The following is a 19,264-nucleotide window of genomic DNA, read 5'->3' on the forward strand; positions in this document are numbered from 1 at the left end:
ACTTAAGCGCCGAGCGCGGTCTTGGCAGCCGCGAGGGCATCGGCGATACCGGCAGCGTTCTTGCCGCCAGCCTGGGCCATGTTGGGACGACCGCCACCGCGACCGTCGACCAGGCCCGCGATCTGCTTGATCACGTTACCGGCGTGGAAACCGGCCTTGACGGCGTCATCGGAGCCGGCGGCGAGCAGGGCCGGGGTGCCCTTTTCGGTCACGCTAGCGACGACGCAGGCGACGGGGCCGGCGACCTTCTGGTGCACGGTATCCCAGACGTTGCGCAGGTCGGCAGCTTCAAGGCCCTGGAGCTCAGCGACGACGAGCTTATAGCCATTGACCTCGACGGCACCCTCGATGGCGCCGGAGATGGCGTCGGAAGAGCCACCGGTCAGAGCCTTCTTGAGCTTGCCGGCGGTCTCGCGCAGCTCGGCCTGCAGGTTCTCGACGCGGGCGGGAACCTCGTCGACGCGGCACTTGAGTGCAGCGGCAGCGGCGTCAACGAGCGCCAGGCGGTCGGCCATGTAATCGAGGGCGCCCTTAGAGGTCACGGCCTCGATACGACGGACGTTCGAGCCCGTGGAGGACTCGGAGATGATCTTGAACAGGCCGATCTCGGCAGTGTTGGCGGCATGCGTACCACCGCAGAGCTCACGGGAGAACGGCTGATCCTCGGCGCCCACGGAGACAACGCGGACGACGTCGCCGTACTTCTCGCCAAACAGGGCGACAGCACCGGCAGCCTTGGCCTCGTCGATGCCCATAACGCGGGTCACGACCGGCTTGGAAGCGAAGATCTGCTGGTTGACCAGGTCCTCAACAGCCTTGAGCTGCTCGGAGGACAGGGCCTCGAAGTGCGTGAAGTCAAAGCGCAGGTGCTCGGGCGTCACCAACGAGCCAGCCTGGGAGACATGCTCGCCCAGGACCTGCTTAAGCGCGGCGTCGAGCAGGTGCGTGGCGGTGTGGTTGCGACGCAGGAAGCCACGGCGCTCGGCGTCGAGCGCGGCGGTCACGGTAGCACCGACGGTCAGCGTGCCCTCGGCGACGTGGGCGACGTGGGCATACAGGCCGTTGTGGTTCTTGGTATCGGAAATGGTCAGCGCAACGCCCTCGGCGGAAAGCTCGCCGGCGTCGCCCTGCTGGCCGCCCATCTCGGCGTAGAACGGGGTGCGGTCGAGCACGACCTCGACGTCCTCGCCCGCAGCGACGGACTCGACGGACTCGCCGTTGCGCACGATGGCGACAACCTTGGCGCCATCGATGACGTCGTTGTCATAGCCGTCGAACTCGGTCGCGGCAACCTTGTCGGAAAGCTCGACCCACACGTCGTTGAAGCTGCCCCAGGCATCGCCCTTGGCGTTGGCGCGGGCGCGGGCCTTCTGGTCCTCCATGCAAGCGGTAAAGCCGTCCATGTCGACGTCGTGACCGGCAGTGCCGGCGATCTCGACGGTCAGGTCGATGGGGAAACCAAAGGTGTCATGCAGCTTAAAGGCAACGTCGCCCGGAAGGACAGCGCCCTCGGCGAGCGCGGCCAGGGCCTCGTCCAGGTAAACGCGGCCGTTGTCGAGCGTCGTGGAGAAACGCTCCTCCTCGGAGGCGACGATGCCCTTAACGAGCGCGACGTTCTTGAGCAGCTCGGGATAGGCCTCGCCCATCTGAGCGTTGACCTCGTCGATAAACTTGGTCAGGAAGGCGCCCTCGATGCCCAGCAGACGACCGTGGAACACGGCACGGCGGAGCAGGCGGCGAAGGACGTACTCGCGACCCTCGTTGCCGGGCAGGATGCCGTCGGAGATCATAAAGTCGACGGCACGGGAGTGGTCGGCGATGATGCGCAGGGAGCGGCTGGCGCCGGAGTAATCGTCGGCGTCATAGGTCTTGCCGCTGATCTCCTCGCCGAGTTTGATGAGGTGCTGCATCAGATCGCCGTCGTAGTTAGCGGTCTTGTGCTGCATGATGGCGGCCATGCGCTCCAGACCCATGCCCGTATCGAGGTTGCGGTGCGGCAGCTCCGGCATGGAGCCGTCCTCCTGGCGGTCGTACTGGGTAAACACGAGGTTCCAGAACTCAAGGAAGCGGTCGCAGTCGCAGCCAGGCTTGCAGTCGGGGCTGCCGCAACCGACCTCCTCGCCCATGTCAAAGTAGATCTCGGAGCACGGACCGCAGGGGCCGGTGGGGCCAGCGGCCCAGAAGTTGTCGTCCTCGCCCAGGCGGGAGATGTGATCCTCGGCAACGCCCAGAGAGCGCCACACGTCGTGGGTCTCGTCGTCCTCGGTAAAGACGGTAAAGTACAGGCGGTCGAGCGGAAGCTTGAACTCCTTGGTGATGAGCTCAAAGGCCCAAGCGCAGGCCTGCTGCTTGGAGACGCCGCCAAAGGAGAAGTCGCCGAGCATCTCAAAGAAGGACAGGTGACGGCCGTCCTCGCCGATGCAGTCGATGTCGTTGGTGCGGACGCACTTCTGGCAGGAGATCGCGCCGATCTCCTTCATGGTCTTCTTGCCCTGGTAGTACTCCTTAAACTGGTTCATGCCGGCGTTGGCAAGCAGCAGCGAAGGATCGTCGGGGACGAGGGACGAAGAAGGATAGAGCTTAAGACCGCGCTCCTCAAAGAAGTTGAGGAACTTGGAGCGGATCTCGGCCGTAGTCATTGACGGGTAGTCAGCACTCATAGAGGGAATCTCCTCGGTTTCACATCGAAACAGTTCAAACGTAACGATATTACCATCCCACCGCGCCTGTGCAAAAAAGAGGGCCGCCAAACAGCGACCCTCCAGCGAAAGTGCACGTTATTTAGGTCTGTCAAATACTTTGAAAAAAAAATGATTTCGGTAAAATTTCATATAAGAATCGTCCGGAAGGAGCGATCGATGAATAGCAAACGGTTTGTCGTGAATGCACTGACCTCAGTAGCCCTTTTAGCAATCTTCGCTTACTCGAGCTGGTATGTGAACCAGCCGAGATTTGGCTACGCATTGTACGCAGTAACATCTGGCGATAAAGCGTATTACACCCTAAGCGCAATTGACGCCATCTTTTTCTATGTGGCTGGCCCCTTATCAATCGCTTTGATCGCGTTTATTGTTATTTACAACATCAAGAAACGCTAACAGGGCCTATTTGGAATCCGAATCGTCCATGGAGCCGTCGATGCCGGTTTTGGTGTCGTCGTCCGTATTGGAATCGTCATCCTTGGCGAAGGGGTTCTTGAAAAAGCCTGTCGCGTCGGGCTGTAGGCCTGAGAGCTTAATCCAGGGATTATCGAGCTCGGGCTTGGGCATAGCCTTGGCCTCGGGTGCTGTCTCGTTGCCGATGAGCTCGGACTCATAGATGAACGTATCGTCTCCGAGCGCGTCGTAGGCGGCGACCGGGTTACCCTCGGTATCGCGATACGGCGTGCCCTTAAACACGGCACCGTCGTATGCCACGAGCTGACGGCCGGTCTCGTTCTCAAAGTAGTAGACGAAAATGCCCTTGAGGGCCGCGCACAGCGGAATAGCGATAACCATGCCGATGGGACCCATGAGTGCCGAACCGATAACGAGGGCCGTAAGGCTCATGACGGGATGCACCTGCACCGAGCTCTGCATGACCTTAGGCGAAATGACATTATCGGTGACGTTTTGAGCCACCATGGTCACGACAAGCGTCCATAACGCCAGCATAGGGCTGAACATAAACCCGAGCACTGTGGCGATCGCCGCGCTCACCCAGGGACCGACAACCGGAACCAAGTGCATAATGCCGGTGAAGATGGCCATAAGTGCTGCGTATGGATGGCCAATGAGCGTAAAGCCGATAAAAGCCAAAAAGCCACCGCAGATGGAAGTCACGACCATGCCGCGCATATAGCCGCCGACCGAGCGTGAAAGGATGGCAACCATAAAGCGGTACGAGGTCTCCTTTTCCTGTCCGATGATGGTGCAGACCTCGTGGTGCATACGGGGATAGTCGCAGGCCAACCAATAGGCAAGCACCAAGCCCAGGAAGATGACGAACAGCTGCGAGGCCGTATTGGTAATAAGCGGGAATACACCGCGACCGAGCTCGGCAGCGATTTGCGAGACGTACTTGGACGCTACGGTAACCAGCGAAGAAAGATTGTCGTCCAGATACTCCTTGAGCGGCGTGTTATTGAGCGTCTTGGCGTGCGAGAGCATCTCGTTGAGATCGCCACCCGCAACACGAAGCTGCTCGGGCAGGCGGCTCAGGACTTCCATGATTTGACCGAGCAAAATAGGCGATAGGATGCAGACGACGCCGACGAGCACGGCAACAACCACAATGAGTGCGATGAGCGAACCGAGGCCACGTCCGACGCCGTGATGCTCGAGCCAGTTGGTGATCGGAGACATCACAAAAGCGATGATGGAACCGACAGCGAGAAACTCGATGACCGGTGCCAGGATGCCCATAAGGTTAAAGATGACGGCAGCGATGACAATGCAGCCGACGACACCCCAAATGCGCAGCGTCAGAATGCGGGTATCGCGAAGCGTGCGGTCGATTTGTTGGGGGTGCTCACTCATGAACGAATCATCACTCCGTCGGGGTCGATCTTATCTTGAATCTTCTTAAGGGTACGGCGCAGCAGGCGCGAGACCTGCACCTGCGAGATGCCAAGCTTCTTGGCAATCTCGATCTGGGTCATGCCCTTAACGAAGCGCAGCTCGATAACCTCGCGCTCGCGCGGCGAGAAATCGCGGATGGCTTCCTCGATTACCAGGCGGTCATCGGTAAAGTCGAGCTCGTTGTCGTCGTCGGCATAGCGATCGAGAATCGAAGGCGCATCATCGGAATCGGACGCACCGGGGGCCTCGATGGGCACCGAGGTGTAGGCCGAGGACGACTCCATGGCTTCGAGCACCTCGTCGACGGTCACGTCCAGGTATTCGGCGATTTCCTCAACCTTGGGCGAACGCTGCAGCTCGTTGGTGAGCTTATCGGTAGCCTGGTTGACCTTGGCCGAGAGCTCCTGCAAACGACGGGGCACGCGCACGCTCCAGCCCTTGTCGCGGAAGTGGCGCTTAATCTCGCCCAAGATGGTGGGCGTGGCAAACGTCGTGAACTCGAGTCCGCGCTCAGGATCAAAGCGATCGATAGCCTTGAGCAAGCCCAAGTACCCGACCTGCAAAAGGTCATCGAGCGGCTCGCCGCGGTTCTTAAATTTGTTGGCAAGAAACCTTACCAGGTTCATATGGGACATGACGAGCTGCTCGCGAGCATCCGGATCGCCGGTCTCCTTATAACGACGAAACAGCTCGCGGGTTTTCTCCTTGTCCCAAGCGGTCTTGCCGCTCCGGGAACGTTCGGTCATATTAGATATCCGCCTTGAGGTCGAGGGAAAGCGTTAGGGGCGCCGCAGTCTTTTCGTAGGAATCGCACACGCTTGCAAGAATGAGCTCGGCATACACAGCAGCCTGGTCATCCTCGTCGACGGTGGCCTGTTCCCCAAAGGTAAAGGTCATGCCGACGTGAGATTCGTCCACATCGAAATTGATCGTGATGTCGTCGCAGTCGACCGCGGTGCACCCAAAGATGAAGGCTTCCTCGGCAGCCATGCGGATATCCTCGATGCGATCGACGGACATAGAGCACAGGGCGCCGACGTTGGCGGCCGTCATGCGCACCAAGCGCGCGAGACGAGGATCACCGGCAACGCTCAGCGTGATGGGGCAGGTTGCTTCACTACTCATCGCAGGACTCCTCGGAGGTCTCGGCAGGCGTATAGGTGTAATACTGAGCAGGCTTGGCTGCGGGCTTCTGAACATCATCGTCGTCAGCAGCGGCATCGTCATCGCCAATCAGAACGCGCTCAGTAGGCTGCTCGGCCTCGGCGGCGGCAGCGGCGAGCTTGCGATCGGCGTCGGCTGCAGGAGCCTTCACCTTATTGAAGAGCTTCTGCACGGCGCCGGCCGCAGAATCAGTCACGCTCGACACGGCATTACTGGCCTCGGCCATGCTGCCCGTAACCTCGGAAATGTCGCGAACGACCGCCTCAACCTCAACGAGGTTAGACGTTAGGGCGTCAACGGCAGTCTTGCTCGACTTGAGGAGCGGCTCCATCTGGGCAAGTGCCGGCGTAAGCTCGTCAACGGCGCCATCGAGCTTTGCCACCACGGGCTGTGCCTCGGCAAGCGTATTATTGAGGTCGCTCACCGTCTTGTCGAGCGAGTCGACGACGGTGCGGGTCTTGCGTAACGTGAGCGCGAGCTCGACAACAGCCCACACGCCGGCAACGGCGAGCACCAGCAGGGCGATTTGAATGGGACTCATACAAGCCTCCCGAAGGAATCGAAATACAGACGTTTTTCATGGTACCCCAAAGAAGGGCAAAGATACCCAAAGGGAATGCGCGAGGCGCCAATGGCCTACTTGGGAGCGTTGCCGCTACGGTCGCGCTCGCTTTGCTCCACACGCCACTCTTCCCAACCGCGGCCGGCAGGCTGCCAGAACGCGCCGCGCTCCAGCCCCTCGGGCAAGTAGCGCTGCTCGACCCAGCCTTCGGGATAATCATGCGGATACTTATACACACCGTATTCGTCGCTGCCAGGACGATGACGATCGCGCAGGTAACTCGGCACCTCGCGAAGACCACTGCTGCGGATATCGGCCAGCGCCGCATCGATCGAGGCCTCACACGCGTTGGACTTAGGCGCCAGGCACACATAGAGCGCAGCCTGAGCCAGGTTGATGCGACACTCGGGATAGCCAATGACCTCGGCAGATTTAAATGCGGCATGTGCCACCAAAAGCGCCTGCGGGTCGGCGTTGCCAACATCCTCGGAAGCCTGAATCATAATGCGGCGAGCGATAAACTTGGGATCCTCCCCCGCATCGATCATGCGCGCAAGCCAATAAATGGTGGCATCGGGATCGCTGCCTCGCATGGACTTGATGAACGCGCTAATAATGTCGTAGTGCATATCACCGTTTTTGTCATACGAAAACCCACGACGCGGATTGGCGATCTTCACGTCGTCCACGGTAATGGGATAGCGTTCCCCCGCCGCCGGCGCTGGCGTTCCCTCAGTATCGGGACGCGTAACGGCAATCTCACTCGCAAGCTCGAGCGTCGTGAGCGCCGAGCGCGCATCACCCGCGGCCAGCGTGCAAATGGTCTTGACTGTATCCTTATCGGCCGAGAACTTTCCGTTTAAACCCTGCGGCGCCTCGAGCGCACGCTCAATGAGCGTGGCGATATCCTCGTCCTTCAGGTGCTCAAGCTCTACCACACGCCCACGCGAGAGCAATGCCGAGTTGACCTCAAAGTACGGGTTTTCCGTCGTGGCGCCAATCATAATGACGGTGCGGTTCTCGACCGCATGCAGCAGGGCATCTTGCTGCGACTTCGAAAAGCGATGGATCTCATCGATAAACAGAATGGTGCGGCGGTCGTAGGTGTTCAGACGGGTCTTAGCCTCATCGATTACGCGGCGCAGGTCCTTCACAGTGCCCGTCACGGCGCTGACCTCGACAAACTCGCTCTTGGTATGGTTGGCGATAATGTGGGCCAGCGTCGTCTTGCCCGTGCCAGCCGGGCCGTACAGAATCACGCTCGACAGCACGTCATGCTCAATCGCGGCGCGCAGCCACGAGCCCTTACCGACGGCCTTTTGCTGGCCCACATACTCGTCGACCGAATTGGGGCGCATACGCACCGCAAGCGGCGCATTTTTAAAGGAGCGCTCGCGCGTCGAAGCAGAAAAAAGGTCGTCCATAGCCATCCCGTGCATTAATCAAAATCGTTGTTGACCAACAGTATACCGAAAGGATACGAACTACCGTTCGTTAATATACGTGCGGTGCGGAAACTTTAGACCTGGGAACAATTTGCTCGTCAGCTCGCAGAAATAACCATCCGTCATGCTTGCGATGTAATCGACGACGGCCTGATCCTTGTCGTCCTGCCAGGCATAGGTGCGATCGTAGTAGGAAAGCTGCTGCTCAATGCGCGAAACATGATGCTTAAAGATGTAAGAGGACTCGTCCCCTTTATTTAGATCCTGCAGGCAACGGTCGTAGAGCTTTTCGAAGGCCTCACGCAACTCTGCCTCGGAATCGCCTTCGATACCGCCCTTGCTATAGATCTTCTCGTAGTTCTCGCGCTTCGCCCGGCGGATCTCCTCAAACAGGTCCTCGCTCATCTCGATACGCGGTTTGCCATAGCTATGCTCAACGATATCGATGGAAGCGTGCGTGAGAATCCAGCTGTTATAGGCGCCGCCCCGACCATCGTCAAAAGCGTCGGGCGACAGCAGGCCCGCCGCAATGGCGTCCTGACGATCACGACCGACGTAGGCGAGGATATCCGAGATACGCACCACACAGCCCTCGAGGGTCATGGGGCGCAGGTGCTCGATCGCGCCATAGCCCGCGGCAATGCTGTCCTCGACGGTACGGTCGAACTGGTCAAACGACGCTATGTCCGAGAGTTCAAAGACACGCTGCTCGTACTCGCCGTTATGGCACAGCACGCCGTCGAGCGTCTGGAGCGACACGTTGCGGCCGTACAGCGCGTCGAGCACGCGGACGGACTGCACGTTATGGAAAAAATAACGACCCGTACGCTCGTGATAGATATCGTTGAGGAAACGCTCGCCGGCATGGCCAAAGGGCGTGTGGCCCAAATCGTGGCCCAGGCCAATCGCCTCGATCAAATCGCAGTTGAGGCCCAGGGCACGGCCGATATCGCGGGCAATGCGCGAGACGAGCTGCACATGAAGGCCGCGCCGCGACAGGTCGTCGTTACTGCGAAAGCTAAAGACCTGCGTTTTGCCGGCATAACGCGTGTACGCAGGAAGATGAAGAATCTTTTCGGTATCGCGCATAAACGCCGGACGCATAAGCGTGCCTTTGTCGGCAGCGCGATCTATACGACGAATGACCTGGTCGTCGCAGCATCGATAAGGATTAACGACACCCGAGGCGCGGTCGGCGGCGATACGCTCGACCAGCTCGGGCGACAACGCCGCGGGAATGCGGTCCATGCGCGCCTTAATGACGGCCGTTTCTTGATTAGTTGCCATGGCATGCTCCTTAAAAAGGATGCGCAATCGGTTACAATGTCCAGCCCACGACCTCGATTATGGCAAATATCGGCACCAAAAACGGGAGCAATGGCAGGGAGCGCGATTTTGTGAAGAGGCAGGAGAGGGCCAGGACCAGGAGCGCGACGGCAAATGCCACGATGCCGCCCAGAGGGTCGAGCGTGCAAAGCGCGAAAAGTGCCTTAGCATCTCCCATGCCGATGCCGGGGGCCTGGCGGAAACGCCGCCAAAGCGACTCGGTCAGCACAAGGGAAAGGTACACGATAACGGCAGGACCGGCGTGGTCAAGCGCCGTGTTCAAGCCCCTGTCCAGCCAAACGCCTGCAAACGCCGCCACGGCGCATGCGGCGGCAAGCGCGTTGGGAAACCGCCGTTCACGGACATCAATCACCGCACCGGCAAAGGCGCAGATCCAAAAGGGAATATAGACCATTGAACACCTCCCGTGGCAGTCACTCAAAAGCAAAAACCACCACAAAGGTGCCTGTCCCCTTCGTGGTGGTTTTGGTGGTGGTTATTTAGCGCCCTGCATGACCTCGTCGAGGGTAACGCTGACGGCATGCTGCGTCGGGACCCAGTCGACCTTCAGGAACAACGCAGCCACCGTGATGGGGATATAGCTGAACATAAAGATCGGAAAGGTAAACAGGTTGGTCACCAGGCGCCACTTTTGCGCACAATGAATGTGCTTGTACTCGAAGATGGTCGTAAGTAGAGCCAGGATAAAGAAGGTCTGATACATCATCGCGAAGGTCATAATGAGCGAGGCGGCACAAGCCTGCATCTCGACCTCGGTGGCCAAGAAGCCATGCGAAAGACCGCCAACGATGAGGAAGGTCGCGTTGGCGAGCATGGAGATCAGGGACAGCAGCATACCCGGAGCAATCGTCATAAACATGTCGTAGGCGGCAAAGCGGTGATAACGGAAGGTCGACTTGACCAGATGCTTACCGTAGGTAAAGAACACCTGGTAGAAGCCCTTGGTCCAGCGCATACGCTGCTTCCAGGACGCTTTAAACGTCACGGGTTGCTCGTCAAAAAACTCCGCCGGCGCATAGCCAATACGAATGCCGTGAATGGCGCAGAACGTGGTGAACTGAATATCCTCGGTCAGCGTATGGAACTGCCAGCCGTGCATGCCCTCAATAACGCTCGCCGAGATAAGGTAGCCCGAACCCGATACGGCGCAGGACGTCTTGCAGATGTTGCGCGCGTTGTTGAGAAAACGCGCCTCGCGCAGATACCAAGTGGCATTCGCTGCCGAGATCCACGAGCTTCCGAAGTTCTTGGAGTTACGATAGCTCGTGACCACATGGAAGCCCTGGTCAAAGGCATCATTCATCTTGGACACGTAATCGCGGGCGATAACATTATCGGCATCGAAGATAAAGTAACCTTCAAAGGTGTCGGGATACTCGTTAAGGATACGGTCGAAACCAAAGTCCATGACCCAGCTCTTGCCTTTACGGGCCAGGTCGTTTCGCTCGTACACGACAGCGCCCGCCTCGCGCGCGAGCTGCGCAGTGTTATCGGTGCAGGCATCGGCGACGACAAAGACCTCGATGAGCTCGGACGGATAATCCTGGTCCTTGATGGAGCGAACGAGGTTGGCGATAACGGCCTCCTCGTTGTGTGCTGCAATAAAGAAGGCATACCGGTGGAGTTTTTTGGCCTTGGGAGGCGCGACCTCGCCGCGGAGAGCACCGATGACAAAGAAGACCACCTGGTACAAGAAGCAGACCGTGAGCAGCGTGACGACAATCTGGTTGAAGATCACGATGGGTGTGTTGGTTTGTAAAAAGGCGAGCATGCAGGCTCCCAGGAACGTGTTACGTAAACAACCGTATATCTTACCGCAGGCTTACCGAGTTCAAGAAACCACCTAATACTGGCTAGGCTTCGAGCAGACCGAGCTGAGGAACGATCTCGTCGCCGGCAGCGGTGCGACCAAGCGAGCGCGGGGCCAGGTCGTCAAGAACCGCAGCGAGATCCCACGGCAGCTCGTCGCGGCACTCAATGCGTTCCCCCGTCACGGGATGGTCGAATGCGACGCGCCAGGAATGAAGGAATTGCCTGGTCAGACCCTGATCGGCGCGTGCATCGCACTTGCCGTAGAGTGGATCGCCCACGCAGGCGTGGTTGATATGGCGCATATGCACGCGTATCTGATGCGTGCGGCCCGTAAACAGGTGGCACTCGACGAGCGTATAGCCGTCGTCAAAACGCGTGGAATCGAAGCGCTCGAGGACCTTAAAGGTCGTAATGGCCTGGCGCGCGAAAGGATCGTCCGAAACCGCCATCTTGACACGGTCACGCGTAGAACGGGCAATGCCGGTGTTAATGGTGCCCTCATCCATAGCGATATGTCCGTGAACGAGCGTAATATAGCGGCGGTCGAGCGTGCGCGTACGGATAAGATTTTGGAGCGCGCGCTGGGTGTCGTCGTCCTTCGCCGCAAGCATAAGGCCCGAAGTGTCGCGATCCAGACGATGCACGATGCCGGGGCGATCCTCGCCCTGCACGGTGCCCAGATGGTCGATACCGCAGTGATAGACCAGGGCATTCGCGAGCGTACCGCTCTCATGACCATGCGCAGGATGGCACACCAGGCCGCGCTGCTTGGAGAGCACGATAAGGTAGTCGTCCTCGTAGCGAATATCGAGGGGAATGGCCTCGGGAATCACGTCGGTCGGGTCGTGCGGCTCAGGCAAATCGACCGAAATACGGTCGCCGGCTCGCACGGCGTACTTTTTGGACAGGCAGGTCTCGCCGTTGACGGCAACGGCGCCGCCCTCAATCAGATGCGCGCAGGCAGAGCGTGTGGGACAGCCGTCGTTGGCACCCAGATAGGCGTCGAGACGCTGACCGGTAGCATCGTCGGCAACAAGAATATGGATATCGGCCATTAGCGCTCATTCCTTTCGCGAATCTTGCGGGCGCGCTCCCCACGCTGCTTGGCTTTGCGTTTGGCGCGGGCCTCGTCACGAGCGTTGAGCTCGGCGGTCGCATCGACCTCGCGAGCGGCGGGACTTAAGAACATATAACCGATGAGCGCCAGCACGACACCGACCGTAATGCCGATATCGGCGACGTTAAAGACGGGAAATTCGATGAAGGTGGTGGCGATAAAATCAGTCACGAAGCCAAAGACAAGGCGATCGATCGCGTTGCCGATGGCACCGCCCGCGACCATCGCCATACCAACGACCTCCAGACGAGCGAGCTGAGGCGCACGAACCAGGTACACCGCGATGGCAACGATGACGACAAGTGCCAGCACGGCAAACGCTACACCATGGCCCTCGCCCATGCTAAAGGCAGCTCCGATATTGCGGACAAACAGAAAGTCAATCACACCGGGGATAACGGTCATGTGCAGAGCATCGCCCACGGCACGAACCGCAAGCTTGGTCAGCTGGTCAACAAGCAGCACGGCAAGCGCCATCCCACCAGCAACACCCAACCGCCAACGCAAAGACGGCGTCATATCCGCACCACGACCCAAAGAAATCCCCTACCCTCAAGACTCAAATTACGTTTAGTGCAAGTAACCATCTTATATTGCCATACGCAGAGCGCACGACATATTCGCTAACGTCAGATAAATAACCAGCATAAAAGAAAGCGGCATTCCGGATAACGGAATGTCGCTTTTCTTCAGCGGAGCAAATGGGCCGAAGGCGTCAAATTCTCCCTATAACTAAAATGCCGACTTACCGTGCCTTAAAGGGCATTCGAGCAGCGCTTGCAAATGTGAGCGTGGCCGTTGTACTCGCCGACGGTGGTGCGGTAGTTCCAGCAACGGTCACAGCACTCGCCCTCGGCAGCCTCAATAGCAACGGAAAGCTCCTCGCCCTGGGTCAGCTCAACATCGGAGACGATGTAGAACTCGGCCAGGTCGACGGCCTTGTCGCCGGTCAGCAGCGCATACATCTCGGCGGGTACGACCGCCTTGACGCGGACCTGCTGGCTCTTGGTGAAGGTGCCGGCAGAACGGGCATCCTCAAGGGCCTTGGTCACGGCGCTACGGAGCTCGAGCGAAGCCTCGAGCACGCCCTCAAACTCATTGGCCTCGTCAACCGTGATGGGCGACTTGTACCAATCGAGCAGCGCGGCGTACTTCTGGTGATCGACGCAGCCGGCGGGTGCATAGGCCATGGCCTCGTCGACCGTGTAGGACAGGATCGGCTGCAGGTCGCGCATGAGCATCGAGAAGAGCTCGGCAAGCACGGTCTGGGCGCTGCGGCGCTCGAGCGAACCGGGCTTGTCGCAGTACAGACGATCCTTCAGGGCGTCGAGGTACACGTTGGAAAGCTCGGTAACCACGAAGTCGTAAAGCGCACGGTAAGCGCGCGGGAACTCGTAGCAAGAGTAAGCGTCATCGACCTCGGCCTGGACCTGGGTCAGACGGGCAACCATGAGCTTGTCGAGCGGCAGCAGGTCGGCAAAGGCGACGCCGTCGGTTTCGGGCTCAAACTGACCCTCGAGCTCGGAGAGCAGGAAGCGCAGCGTGTTGCGGAAACGACGGTAGGCATCGGACGTACGGGCAAGGATCTCGTGGTCGATGGACACGTCGGAGCTGGTATCGACGGAGGCAACCCACAGGCGGATGATGTCGGCGCCCATCTCGTCGCAGACCTTGTTGGGGTCGATGACGTTGCCGAGCGACTTGGACATCTTACGGCCCTGTCCGTCGAGGGTGAAGCCCTGCGAGACGACCGCCTTGTACGGAGCGTGGCCGTTGGCGCCCACCGAGGTGAGCAGCGAGCTCTGGAACCAACCGCGGTGCTGGTCGGAGCCCTCGAGGTACACATCCGCCGGATACTCCAGCTCGGGACGGTACTCGCAGACGGCCTTCCAGGAGACGCCGGAATCCCACCACACGTCGAGGATGTCCTTATCGGCCTTGAGGTGATGGCCACCGCACTTGGGGCAGACGCAGGCCTCGCCAAGATAGCTCTCGGGAGCGTCGGTGAACCAGGCGTCGGAGCCCTTCTCGTGGAAGAGCTTGATGACGGCGTCGAGCGTGGCGTCGTTCATGACCTTCTCGCCGCAGTCGGCGCAGGTGTAGCTGGGGATAGGCACGCCCCAGTTGCGCTGGCGGCTGATGCACCAGTCGGGACGCTGCTCGACCATGGCACCGATGCGGTTGGCCGCGTGGGCCGGATACCACTTGACGTTCTCACGGACCTCCTTGCCGGCCTGCTCGCGCAAACCGGTCTTGTCCATCGAGACAAACCACTGGTCGGTAGCACGGAAGAGCACCGGGTGCTTGCAGCGCCAGCAGTGCGGATAGCTGTGCGTGATCTTCTTCTCGAGGACCAGGGTGCCGCGCTCGCGCAGGAACTCGATGATGTGCGGGTTGGCCTCGTCGGTATCCATGCCACTGAAGGGGCCACCGGTACCAAACTCCTCGCCGGTGTAGAACTTGCCGTCGTCATCGACCGGCATGCAGATGTCGGTGATGCCCTCCTTGAGGCAGGCAAAGTAGTCATCGACGCCGTGACCGGGCGAGTTGTGGACGATACCGGTACCGTCATCGACACCGACGTAATCGGCCAGCAGCGCCACGCCCTCAACGCCGTCAAAGATCGGCTGCTTGTAGTGGATGTGGTGGAAGGTCTCGGCAGGAACCACGTAGGGCTTGCCGTCGACCATGACCGGGGTGTACTCCCAGCCAAACTCCTCGCAGCACTTGGGAGCCAGGTCTTCGAGCATGACCTCGGCACGGCCCTCGTGTTCAACGGCGACATAGGCGGCGCCGGGCTTGAGGGAAACGGCCTGGTCGGAGGGGATGGTCCACGGCGTGGTCGTCCAGATGATAAAATCGACCGGGCCGTCGAAGTTCTCGAGGCCGGCGGGCTTGGAGGTCATCTCAAAGCGAACAAAGATGGAGGGACTCGTCTCATCGGAGTACTCGATCTCGGCCTCGGCGAGTGCGGTGTGGCAATGCTTGCACCAGTGAACCGGCTTGTGTCCGCGATAGATCATGCCCTTATCGAACATGGCCTTGAAGACCTCGATGTCGGCGGCATCATGCTGGTGATAGAGCGTCAGGTAGGGGTTATCCCAGTCGCCGAGCACGCCCAGACGACGGAAACCGGCCTTCTGCAGCTCGATGTTCTCGACGGCGAACTTGTTGCAGAGCTCACGGATCTTGGCCGTGGAAGTCTGGTTGAACTTCTCGGTGCCGAGCTTCTCCTCGACCTTGTGCTCAATCGGCTGACCGTGGCAGTCCCAACCGGGGACATAGGGAACCTCATAGCCCTGCATCATCCAGTAACGGTTGATCATGTCCTTGGAGATCTTGTTCATGGCGTGGCCGATGTGGATCGGGCCGTTGGCGTACGGAGGGCCGTCGTGCAGCACGAACTTCTTGTGACCCTCGTTCTTCTTCAGAACCTGCTCGTAGACCTTGTTGTCCTGCCAGTCCTTGAGTCGCTTGGGCTCGGACTTGGAAAGACCGGCACGCATGGGAAAACCGGTCTTGGGCAGATTCATCGTCTGCTTGTACTCGTTTGCCACGGTACCCCTTTCATGTCGTGGGCGCGCACGCCCTCTGGGCACCAAAAAAGCGCCCGTCCCTACAAGCTGGGACGAAGCGCCACAAACGGACTGCACGCCCGCAAAAGCTCTTCGCTTAACCACCCAGCTTAGATGCCCTCGCCCGCGTATTCGCGCGCTCGCATCCGTTACTCGGCTGGTCTGTATCGACGACCATCTCGGCGATGTCTACTAAGACGAACCTACGCGGCACGTCCGTTGGGACCGCAGCTCCGGGGTGATTTTCATCGGTCGCATGCACGGGTTCTCAGCGCTCCCCGCTCTCTGTAGCATGCGGACGGCCGACTACTCGTCCCCATCAACGCTTATGCGGAGTATGCTAGCACGTTCCGCACCGGCGAAAAACCCTCAACACTGGTTTTATACGTTCGAAATTTCTTGCGGCCGTGGACCTTCTCTTGGAGCAAAATACCTGTAAGCACTTTATCGAACGAAAGAAGATTGCTATGCGCACGATCGGAATGAGCGACTATACCGTTGGCGAAGACTGCTTTGACGAGCTGCACGGCGCGTTGGCCGAGTACGGAGCAACCAAGGTCGCCATCATTGGTGGTAAACGAGCACTGGCCGCAGCACTTCCCGGTATCGAAGCTGCGCTGGCAGGTACCGACGTCGAGATTCTGGAGACGCGCGTCTACGGCACCAACAGTACGCGCGCAAATATCGCCAAGGTCGTAAACTCCCCTGCCTGTCAGGAAGCCGACGTGCTCATCGCATGCGGCGGCGGCAAGGCGCTCGACACCGTGAAGACCGCTGCCATTGAGCTCAAGAAGATCGTCTTCACCGTCCCGACGATCTGTTCCAACTGCTCCGCCGCGACCGCCATTGCCGTTGTCTACAACGACGACGGCTCGCTCGAGGGCTATTCGTACCCTAACCGACCTGCGCATATCTTTATCAACCCCAAGATCATCGCCGAGGCTCCGGCGGAGTACTTCTGGGCCGGCGTGGGTGATGCCCTGTCCAAGCAGCCCGAGGTCGAGTACGCCACGAGCGCCGGCAACCTGGAGCACACGGCAGGCCTTGGCCTAGCACTCGCCCACACCTGCTCCGAGCCGCTGTTTGCCTTTGGCGTCCAGGGTCTTGAGGACGTGCGCCAGGACCAGTCGACCGAAGCCGTCAAGCAGATCGCGCTCGACATCGTGGTCAACACGGGCTACGTCTCCAACCTGACCAACCAAAACGATTACTACTACAACTCGAGCGTGGCGCACGCGTTCTACAACGCTTCCTGCAGCATTCCGCGCGAGGGCTCCTACCTGCACGGCGAGGTCGTAAGCCTGGGTGTGCTGGTACTGTTCGCCTATACGGGCGATACCGAGAACCTTGAGCGCTACGCCGCCTTTAACAATCAGATGGGCCTGCCCGTGACGCTTGAGCAGGTCGGGCTTTCCGAGGCTGATATCCCTGCCCTGTGCGAGTACGCGCACGCCACCAACGAATGGAAGCAAGGCAACCCGGAGCCCTTCACCGACGAGAAATTCGCCGCCGCCATCAAGGCCGCCAACGCTTACGGCCACACGCTCTAGGACCGACCCAAAACCACCACAAAGGGGACGGGCACCTTTCTGGTGGTTTTTTATTGCTCCAGCATTCAGTTCGTACTCGAACCCGATTCTTTACGAGAAAGGGTTCGGGTACGTTTTTTGTTTATCGGAAATTCTGCGGAAGGACTACTCGGAACGGTAAACAGAAACGAACAGAGGGAGGGTATCATCGTGGTGATGGTATCCTGCCTTTTGTTTTGCAGGATCAAGGTCGCTTTATGCGAACTTGATCGCCACTTATATGGCGCATTGATGGCAATTGCTTCGTACGTGCATACCGGGAGCCTGTACACCTCTGGCAAGGCGTAGCACACTAGACTTTGTTCCAAAGTCCGTGTGCTAAGGGGGCAGGCCCCTTAGAATTCCTGTGGAGTGTGTACGCACGTACGCAGGAAAACGGCAAAATTTCGCTATATCAGGGCGTTCTTTCATTGGAGAGTATGGTATACACGGCTTAGTTCAACAAATAAGAATTTATATATAAAGGAGAATACTGATGAAACTGTTTTTATGTTCTCACTTTTCAAGTGTAGGAAGTCTGATTAAGGAAGAAGTTGAAAGTAAAAAAGTCGCATTTATTCCAACAGCTTCGCTGCGTGAAGGCTACACCGGTTATGTCGGCTCGGCTCGAAAATTATTCAAAAAGTTGGGAGCAATCGTAACTGAAATTGATATTTCAACGGAGGCTTATTCAACGATACAGTCTCTTTTTGAAGATGCGGATGTGATCTATTTTACCGGCGGAAATTCTTTTTTCCTTATAGACCAGCTCCGTAAAACGGGAACGGATGAGCTGTTGAAGAAAGAATTGGCAAAAGGAAAACTGATGATTGGTGAATCGGCAGGTGCGATTGTATGCGCTCCAAGCATCCAATATATCGAGCAAATGGATGAAAAGCCGGAGGACTACTCACAAGAAGATGATGCAGGGCTTAATTTGATTGATTTCTATGTTCTTCCGCATTTTCTTACAGCACCATTTAAGAAAGTTACCGAGAAAATAATAACTGAGTTTTCGGATTTGAATCTATGCCCAATTAACAATCGTCAGGGAATTGTAATTGATGGTGAAGGTTCAAAGGTTATTTGCAAAGAGTAATTTAAAATTCCAGTTTGCTGCACTCGTTCCTAGCAGGGTTTGGGGCAGGCACGCCCCAACAAGAAGCCGTCCCAAAGGGGCAAGAATGGGGACTGCGGACGATTTCTTGGACCGTTACGCGGCCCTTCCCAGCGCGGAGCGGAACTCGGCCGGCGTGCGGCCGCCGAGCGCATCGCTGCGCCTCTCCGTATTGTATCGGCCGATCCAGCCCCCGAGTTCCTCGATGAAGCGGGCGGGGGTCCAGTCCGACCAGTCCCTGCCGTGCCAGAACTCCTTCTTGAGCAGGCCGAAGAAGCCCTCCATCGCCGCGTTGTCCGGGCTGCAGCCCTTGGCGGACTGGATTGGCTACGCTGATGTGGACAGTTCCGGGAGAGGCACAAGAGACGGGAAGGCCGTGTGCGCGTTCCTGCGCGAGGGCCGTGGGGAGGGGCTGCCTGGGTACGGCGCCTGTCAACTCGGTCTACGTCTTTGATGACCGGGTCGTACTCAATATCAACTTCACGGATGATACCAAAACGGTCACCCGTGAGGAAGTGTTGGGTTCGAGTGCTGTGGACAATGTTCCAGCATGCTGGGATCGAACTCGCTAGCCGGAATCACACGGTACCCGTGACGCAGCAGCAGATCGACAAAAACACCATTGCCCGCGGTGAGCGTACCGCTAAAGGTGCCATCGTAGACGTGACCCGTACCGCACGAGGGGCTGCGGTCCTGCAAAATGCACGCAACGATCTCGGACGGGCCGCCCGCCTGCTCGCACATATCGAGCGCGCGCTGAGCACCCTGGCGAAACTCGCGATCGACCGAGATGCCCTCGCAGGTACAAACCTCGCCATTCACAATCTCGGACGGCTTGCGCGGTGTGGGCAAGCCGCCAAAAACCTCGGGGCACACCAACAGGACCTCGGTCCCTGTGCGTTCGCAGGCCTCGACCAACGCGCGATGGTAATTGTCGAGCCCGTTATATTTGCAGCTCTCTCCCATCAAGCAGGCACTCACCACGATCTTCATACATA

General features: G+C 58.7%; 17 protein-coding genes. 3 read left to right on the forward strand and 14 right to left on the reverse strand.

From position 1 onward, the window contains the following. Window positions 1–2: 2 nt before the first annotated feature. Window positions 3–2,660: an alanine--tRNA ligase gene (gene alaS, locus DW892_RS03315; protein ID WP_117765665.1), complete on the reverse strand. Its 2,658-nt coding sequence runs from the start codon at window positions 2,658–2,660 to the stop codon at window positions 3–5. A 198-nt stretch (window positions 2,661–2,858) separates the two neighbouring features. On the opposite strand from alaS, the gene DW892_RS03320 reads away from it, so the two are divergent. Next, a complete protein-coding gene (locus DW892_RS03320) occupies window positions 2,859–3,098 on the forward strand; it encodes a hypothetical protein (protein WP_089571736.1) in 240 nt (79 codons plus the stop codon). A gap of 6 nt (window positions 3,099–3,104) precedes the next feature. Here DW892_RS03320 and DW892_RS03325 read toward each other — a convergent pair whose 3' ends face one another. The 11 genes from DW892_RS03325 to ileS form a co-directional block, all read right to left on the reverse strand. After that, the gene (locus DW892_RS03325; protein WP_117765667.1) at window positions 3,105–4,517 is read right to left on the reverse strand and encodes an AI-2E family transporter; all 1,413 of its coding nucleotides are present in this window, start codon (window positions 4,515–4,517) and stop codon (window positions 3,105–3,107) included. Continuing rightward, on the reverse strand, window positions 4,514–5,305 hold the full coding sequence (locus DW892_RS03330) for an RNA polymerase sigma factor SigF (protein WP_117639348.1): 792 nt from the start codon (window positions 5,303–5,305) through the stop codon (window positions 4,514–4,516). The genes DW892_RS03325 and DW892_RS03330 overlap by 4 nt, the downstream gene beginning before the upstream one ends. A gap of 1 nt (window position 5,306) precedes the next feature. Then, the gene (locus tag DW892_RS03335; protein ID WP_117629310.1) at window positions 5,307–5,684 is read right to left on the reverse strand and encodes an ATP-binding protein; all 378 of its coding nucleotides are present in this window, start codon (window positions 5,682–5,684) and stop codon (window positions 5,307–5,309) included. Then, complete coding sequence (locus DW892_RS03340; RefSeq protein ID WP_117765669.1) at window positions 5,677–6,264, reverse strand: hypothetical protein; 588 nt, start codon at window positions 6,262–6,264, stop codon at window positions 5,677–5,679. The genes DW892_RS03335 and DW892_RS03340 overlap by 8 nt, the downstream gene beginning before the upstream one ends. A gap of 95 nt (window positions 6,265–6,359) precedes the next feature. Further along, window positions 6,360–7,709 (reverse strand): replication-associated recombination protein A, encoded by a 1,350-nt coding sequence (locus DW892_RS03345; protein ID WP_187364972.1) that lies wholly within the window; start codon window positions 7,707–7,709, stop codon window positions 6,360–6,362. Window positions 7,710–7,769: 60 nt separating this feature from the next. Then, window positions 7,770–9,017 (reverse strand): deoxyguanosinetriphosphate triphosphohydrolase family protein, encoded by a 1,248-nt coding sequence (locus DW892_RS03350; protein ID WP_117765673.1) that lies wholly within the window; start codon window positions 9,015–9,017, stop codon window positions 7,770–7,772. Between the two features lie 31 nt (window positions 9,018–9,048). Then, entirely contained in the window at window positions 9,049–9,471 is a 423-nt protein-coding gene (locus DW892_RS03355; protein WP_089571722.1) for a prepilin peptidase, read from the reverse strand. Between the two features lie 81 nt (window positions 9,472–9,552). After that, window positions 9,553–10,848 carry a glycosyltransferase family 2 protein gene (locus DW892_RS03360; RefSeq protein WP_117765675.1) on the reverse strand — a complete coding sequence of 432 codons (1,296 nt, stop codon included), beginning with the start codon at window positions 10,846–10,848 and terminating at the stop codon, window positions 9,553–9,555. Between the two features lie 82 nt (window positions 10,849–10,930). After that, on the reverse strand, window positions 10,931–11,944 hold the full coding sequence (locus DW892_RS03365; RefSeq protein WP_117765677.1) for an RluA family pseudouridine synthase: 1,014 nt from the start codon (window positions 11,942–11,944) through the stop codon (window positions 10,931–10,933). Then, window positions 11,944–12,471: a signal peptidase II gene (lspA, locus tag DW892_RS03370; protein WP_233546795.1), complete on the reverse strand. Its 528-nt coding sequence runs from the start codon at window positions 12,469–12,471 to the stop codon at window positions 11,944–11,946. The genes DW892_RS03365 and lspA overlap by 1 nt, the downstream gene beginning before the upstream one ends. A gap of 290 nt (window positions 12,472–12,761) precedes the next feature. Then, window positions 12,762–15,539, reverse strand: coding sequence for an isoleucine--tRNA ligase (gene ileS, locus DW892_RS03375; RefSeq protein ID WP_222847533.1), 2,778 nt, complete (start codon window positions 15,537–15,539; stop codon window positions 12,762–12,764). Between the two features lie 509 nt (window positions 15,540–16,048). On the opposite strand from ileS, the gene DW892_RS03380 reads away from it, so the two are divergent. Further along, on the forward strand, window positions 16,049–17,131 hold the full coding sequence (locus DW892_RS03380; RefSeq protein ID WP_117765681.1) for an iron-containing alcohol dehydrogenase family protein: 1,083 nt from the start codon (window positions 16,049–16,051) through the stop codon (window positions 17,129–17,131). 514 nt (window positions 17,132–17,645) lie between these two features. Next, window positions 17,646–18,248: a Type 1 glutamine amidotransferase-like domain-containing protein gene (locus tag DW892_RS03385; protein WP_117765683.1), complete on the forward strand. Its 603-nt coding sequence runs from the start codon at window positions 17,646–17,648 to the stop codon at window positions 18,246–18,248. Window positions 18,249–18,362: 114 nt separating this feature from the next. On the opposite strand, the gene DW892_RS03390 is transcribed toward DW892_RS03385, so the two are convergent. Both DW892_RS03390 and DW892_RS03400 read right to left on the reverse strand, forming a co-directional pair. Beyond that, window positions 18,363–18,590 carry an IS3 family transposase gene (locus tag DW892_RS03390; RefSeq protein WP_369831449.1) on the reverse strand — a complete coding sequence of 76 codons (228 nt, stop codon included), beginning with the start codon at window positions 18,588–18,590 and terminating at the stop codon, window positions 18,363–18,365. Between the two features lie 177 nt (window positions 18,591–18,767). Continuing rightward, window positions 18,768–19,259 (reverse strand): DUF523 domain-containing protein, encoded by a 492-nt coding sequence (locus tag DW892_RS03400; RefSeq protein ID WP_117765687.1) that lies wholly within the window; start codon window positions 19,257–19,259, stop codon window positions 18,768–18,770. Window positions 19,260–19,264 lie beyond the last annotated feature (5 nt).

Source organism: Collinsella sp. AM40-7AC (assembly GCF_003468125.1).
Lineage (GTDB): Bacteria > Actinomycetota > Coriobacteriia > Coriobacteriales > Coriobacteriaceae > Collinsella > Collinsella aerofaciens_O.

Coding starts and splice junctions, on each gene's coding strand:
- DW892_RS03330 (WP_117639348.1), bottom strand. CDS start 5,305: ATGACCGAACGTTCCCGGAGCGGCAAGACCGCTTGGGACAAGGAGAAA.
- DW892_RS03320 (WP_089571736.1), top strand. CDS start 2,859: ATGAATAGCAAACGGTTTGTCGTGAATGCACTGACCTCAGTAGCCCTT.
- DW892_RS03350 (WP_117765673.1), bottom strand. CDS start 9,017: ATGGCAACTAATCAAGAAACGGCCGTCATTAAGGCGCGCATGGACCGC.
- DW892_RS03340 (WP_117765669.1), bottom strand. CDS start 6,264: ATGAGTCCCATTCAAATCGCCCTGCTGGTGCTCGCCGTTGCCGGCGTG.
- DW892_RS03355 (WP_089571722.1), bottom strand. CDS start 9,471: ATGGTCTATATTCCCTTTTGGATCTGCGCCTTTGCCGGTGCGGTGATT.
- ileS (WP_222847533.1), bottom strand. CDS start 15,539: ATGAATCTGCCCAAGACCGGTTTTCCCATGCGTGCCGGTCTTTCCAAG.
- DW892_RS03400 (WP_117765687.1), bottom strand. CDS start 19,259: ATGAAGATCGTGGTGAGTGCCTGCTTGATGGGAGAGAGCTGCAAATAT.
- DW892_RS03345 (WP_187364972.1), bottom strand. CDS start 7,709: ATGGACGACCTTTTTTCTGCTTCGACGCGCGAGCGCTCCTTTAAAAAT.
- DW892_RS03365 (WP_117765677.1), bottom strand. CDS start 11,944: ATGGCCGATATCCATATTCTTGTTGCCGACGATGCTACCGGTCAGCGT.
- DW892_RS03325 (WP_117765667.1), bottom strand. CDS start 4,517: ATGAGTGAGCACCCCCAACAAATCGACCGCACGCTTCGCGATACCCGC.
- DW892_RS03360 (WP_117765675.1), bottom strand. CDS start 10,848: ATGCTCGCCTTTTTACAAACCAACACACCCATCGTGATCTTCAACCAG.
- DW892_RS03385 (WP_117765683.1), top strand. CDS start 17,646: ATGAAACTGTTTTTATGTTCTCACTTTTCAAGTGTAGGAAGTCTGATT.
- DW892_RS03335 (WP_117629310.1), bottom strand. CDS start 5,684: ATGAGTAGTGAAGCAACCTGCCCCATCACGCTGAGCGTTGCCGGTGAT.
- alaS (WP_117765665.1), bottom strand. CDS start 2,660: ATGAGTGCTGACTACCCGTCAATGACTACGGCCGAGATCCGCTCCAAG.
- DW892_RS03380 (WP_117765681.1), top strand. CDS start 16,049: ATGCGCACGATCGGAATGAGCGACTATACCGTTGGCGAAGACTGCTTT.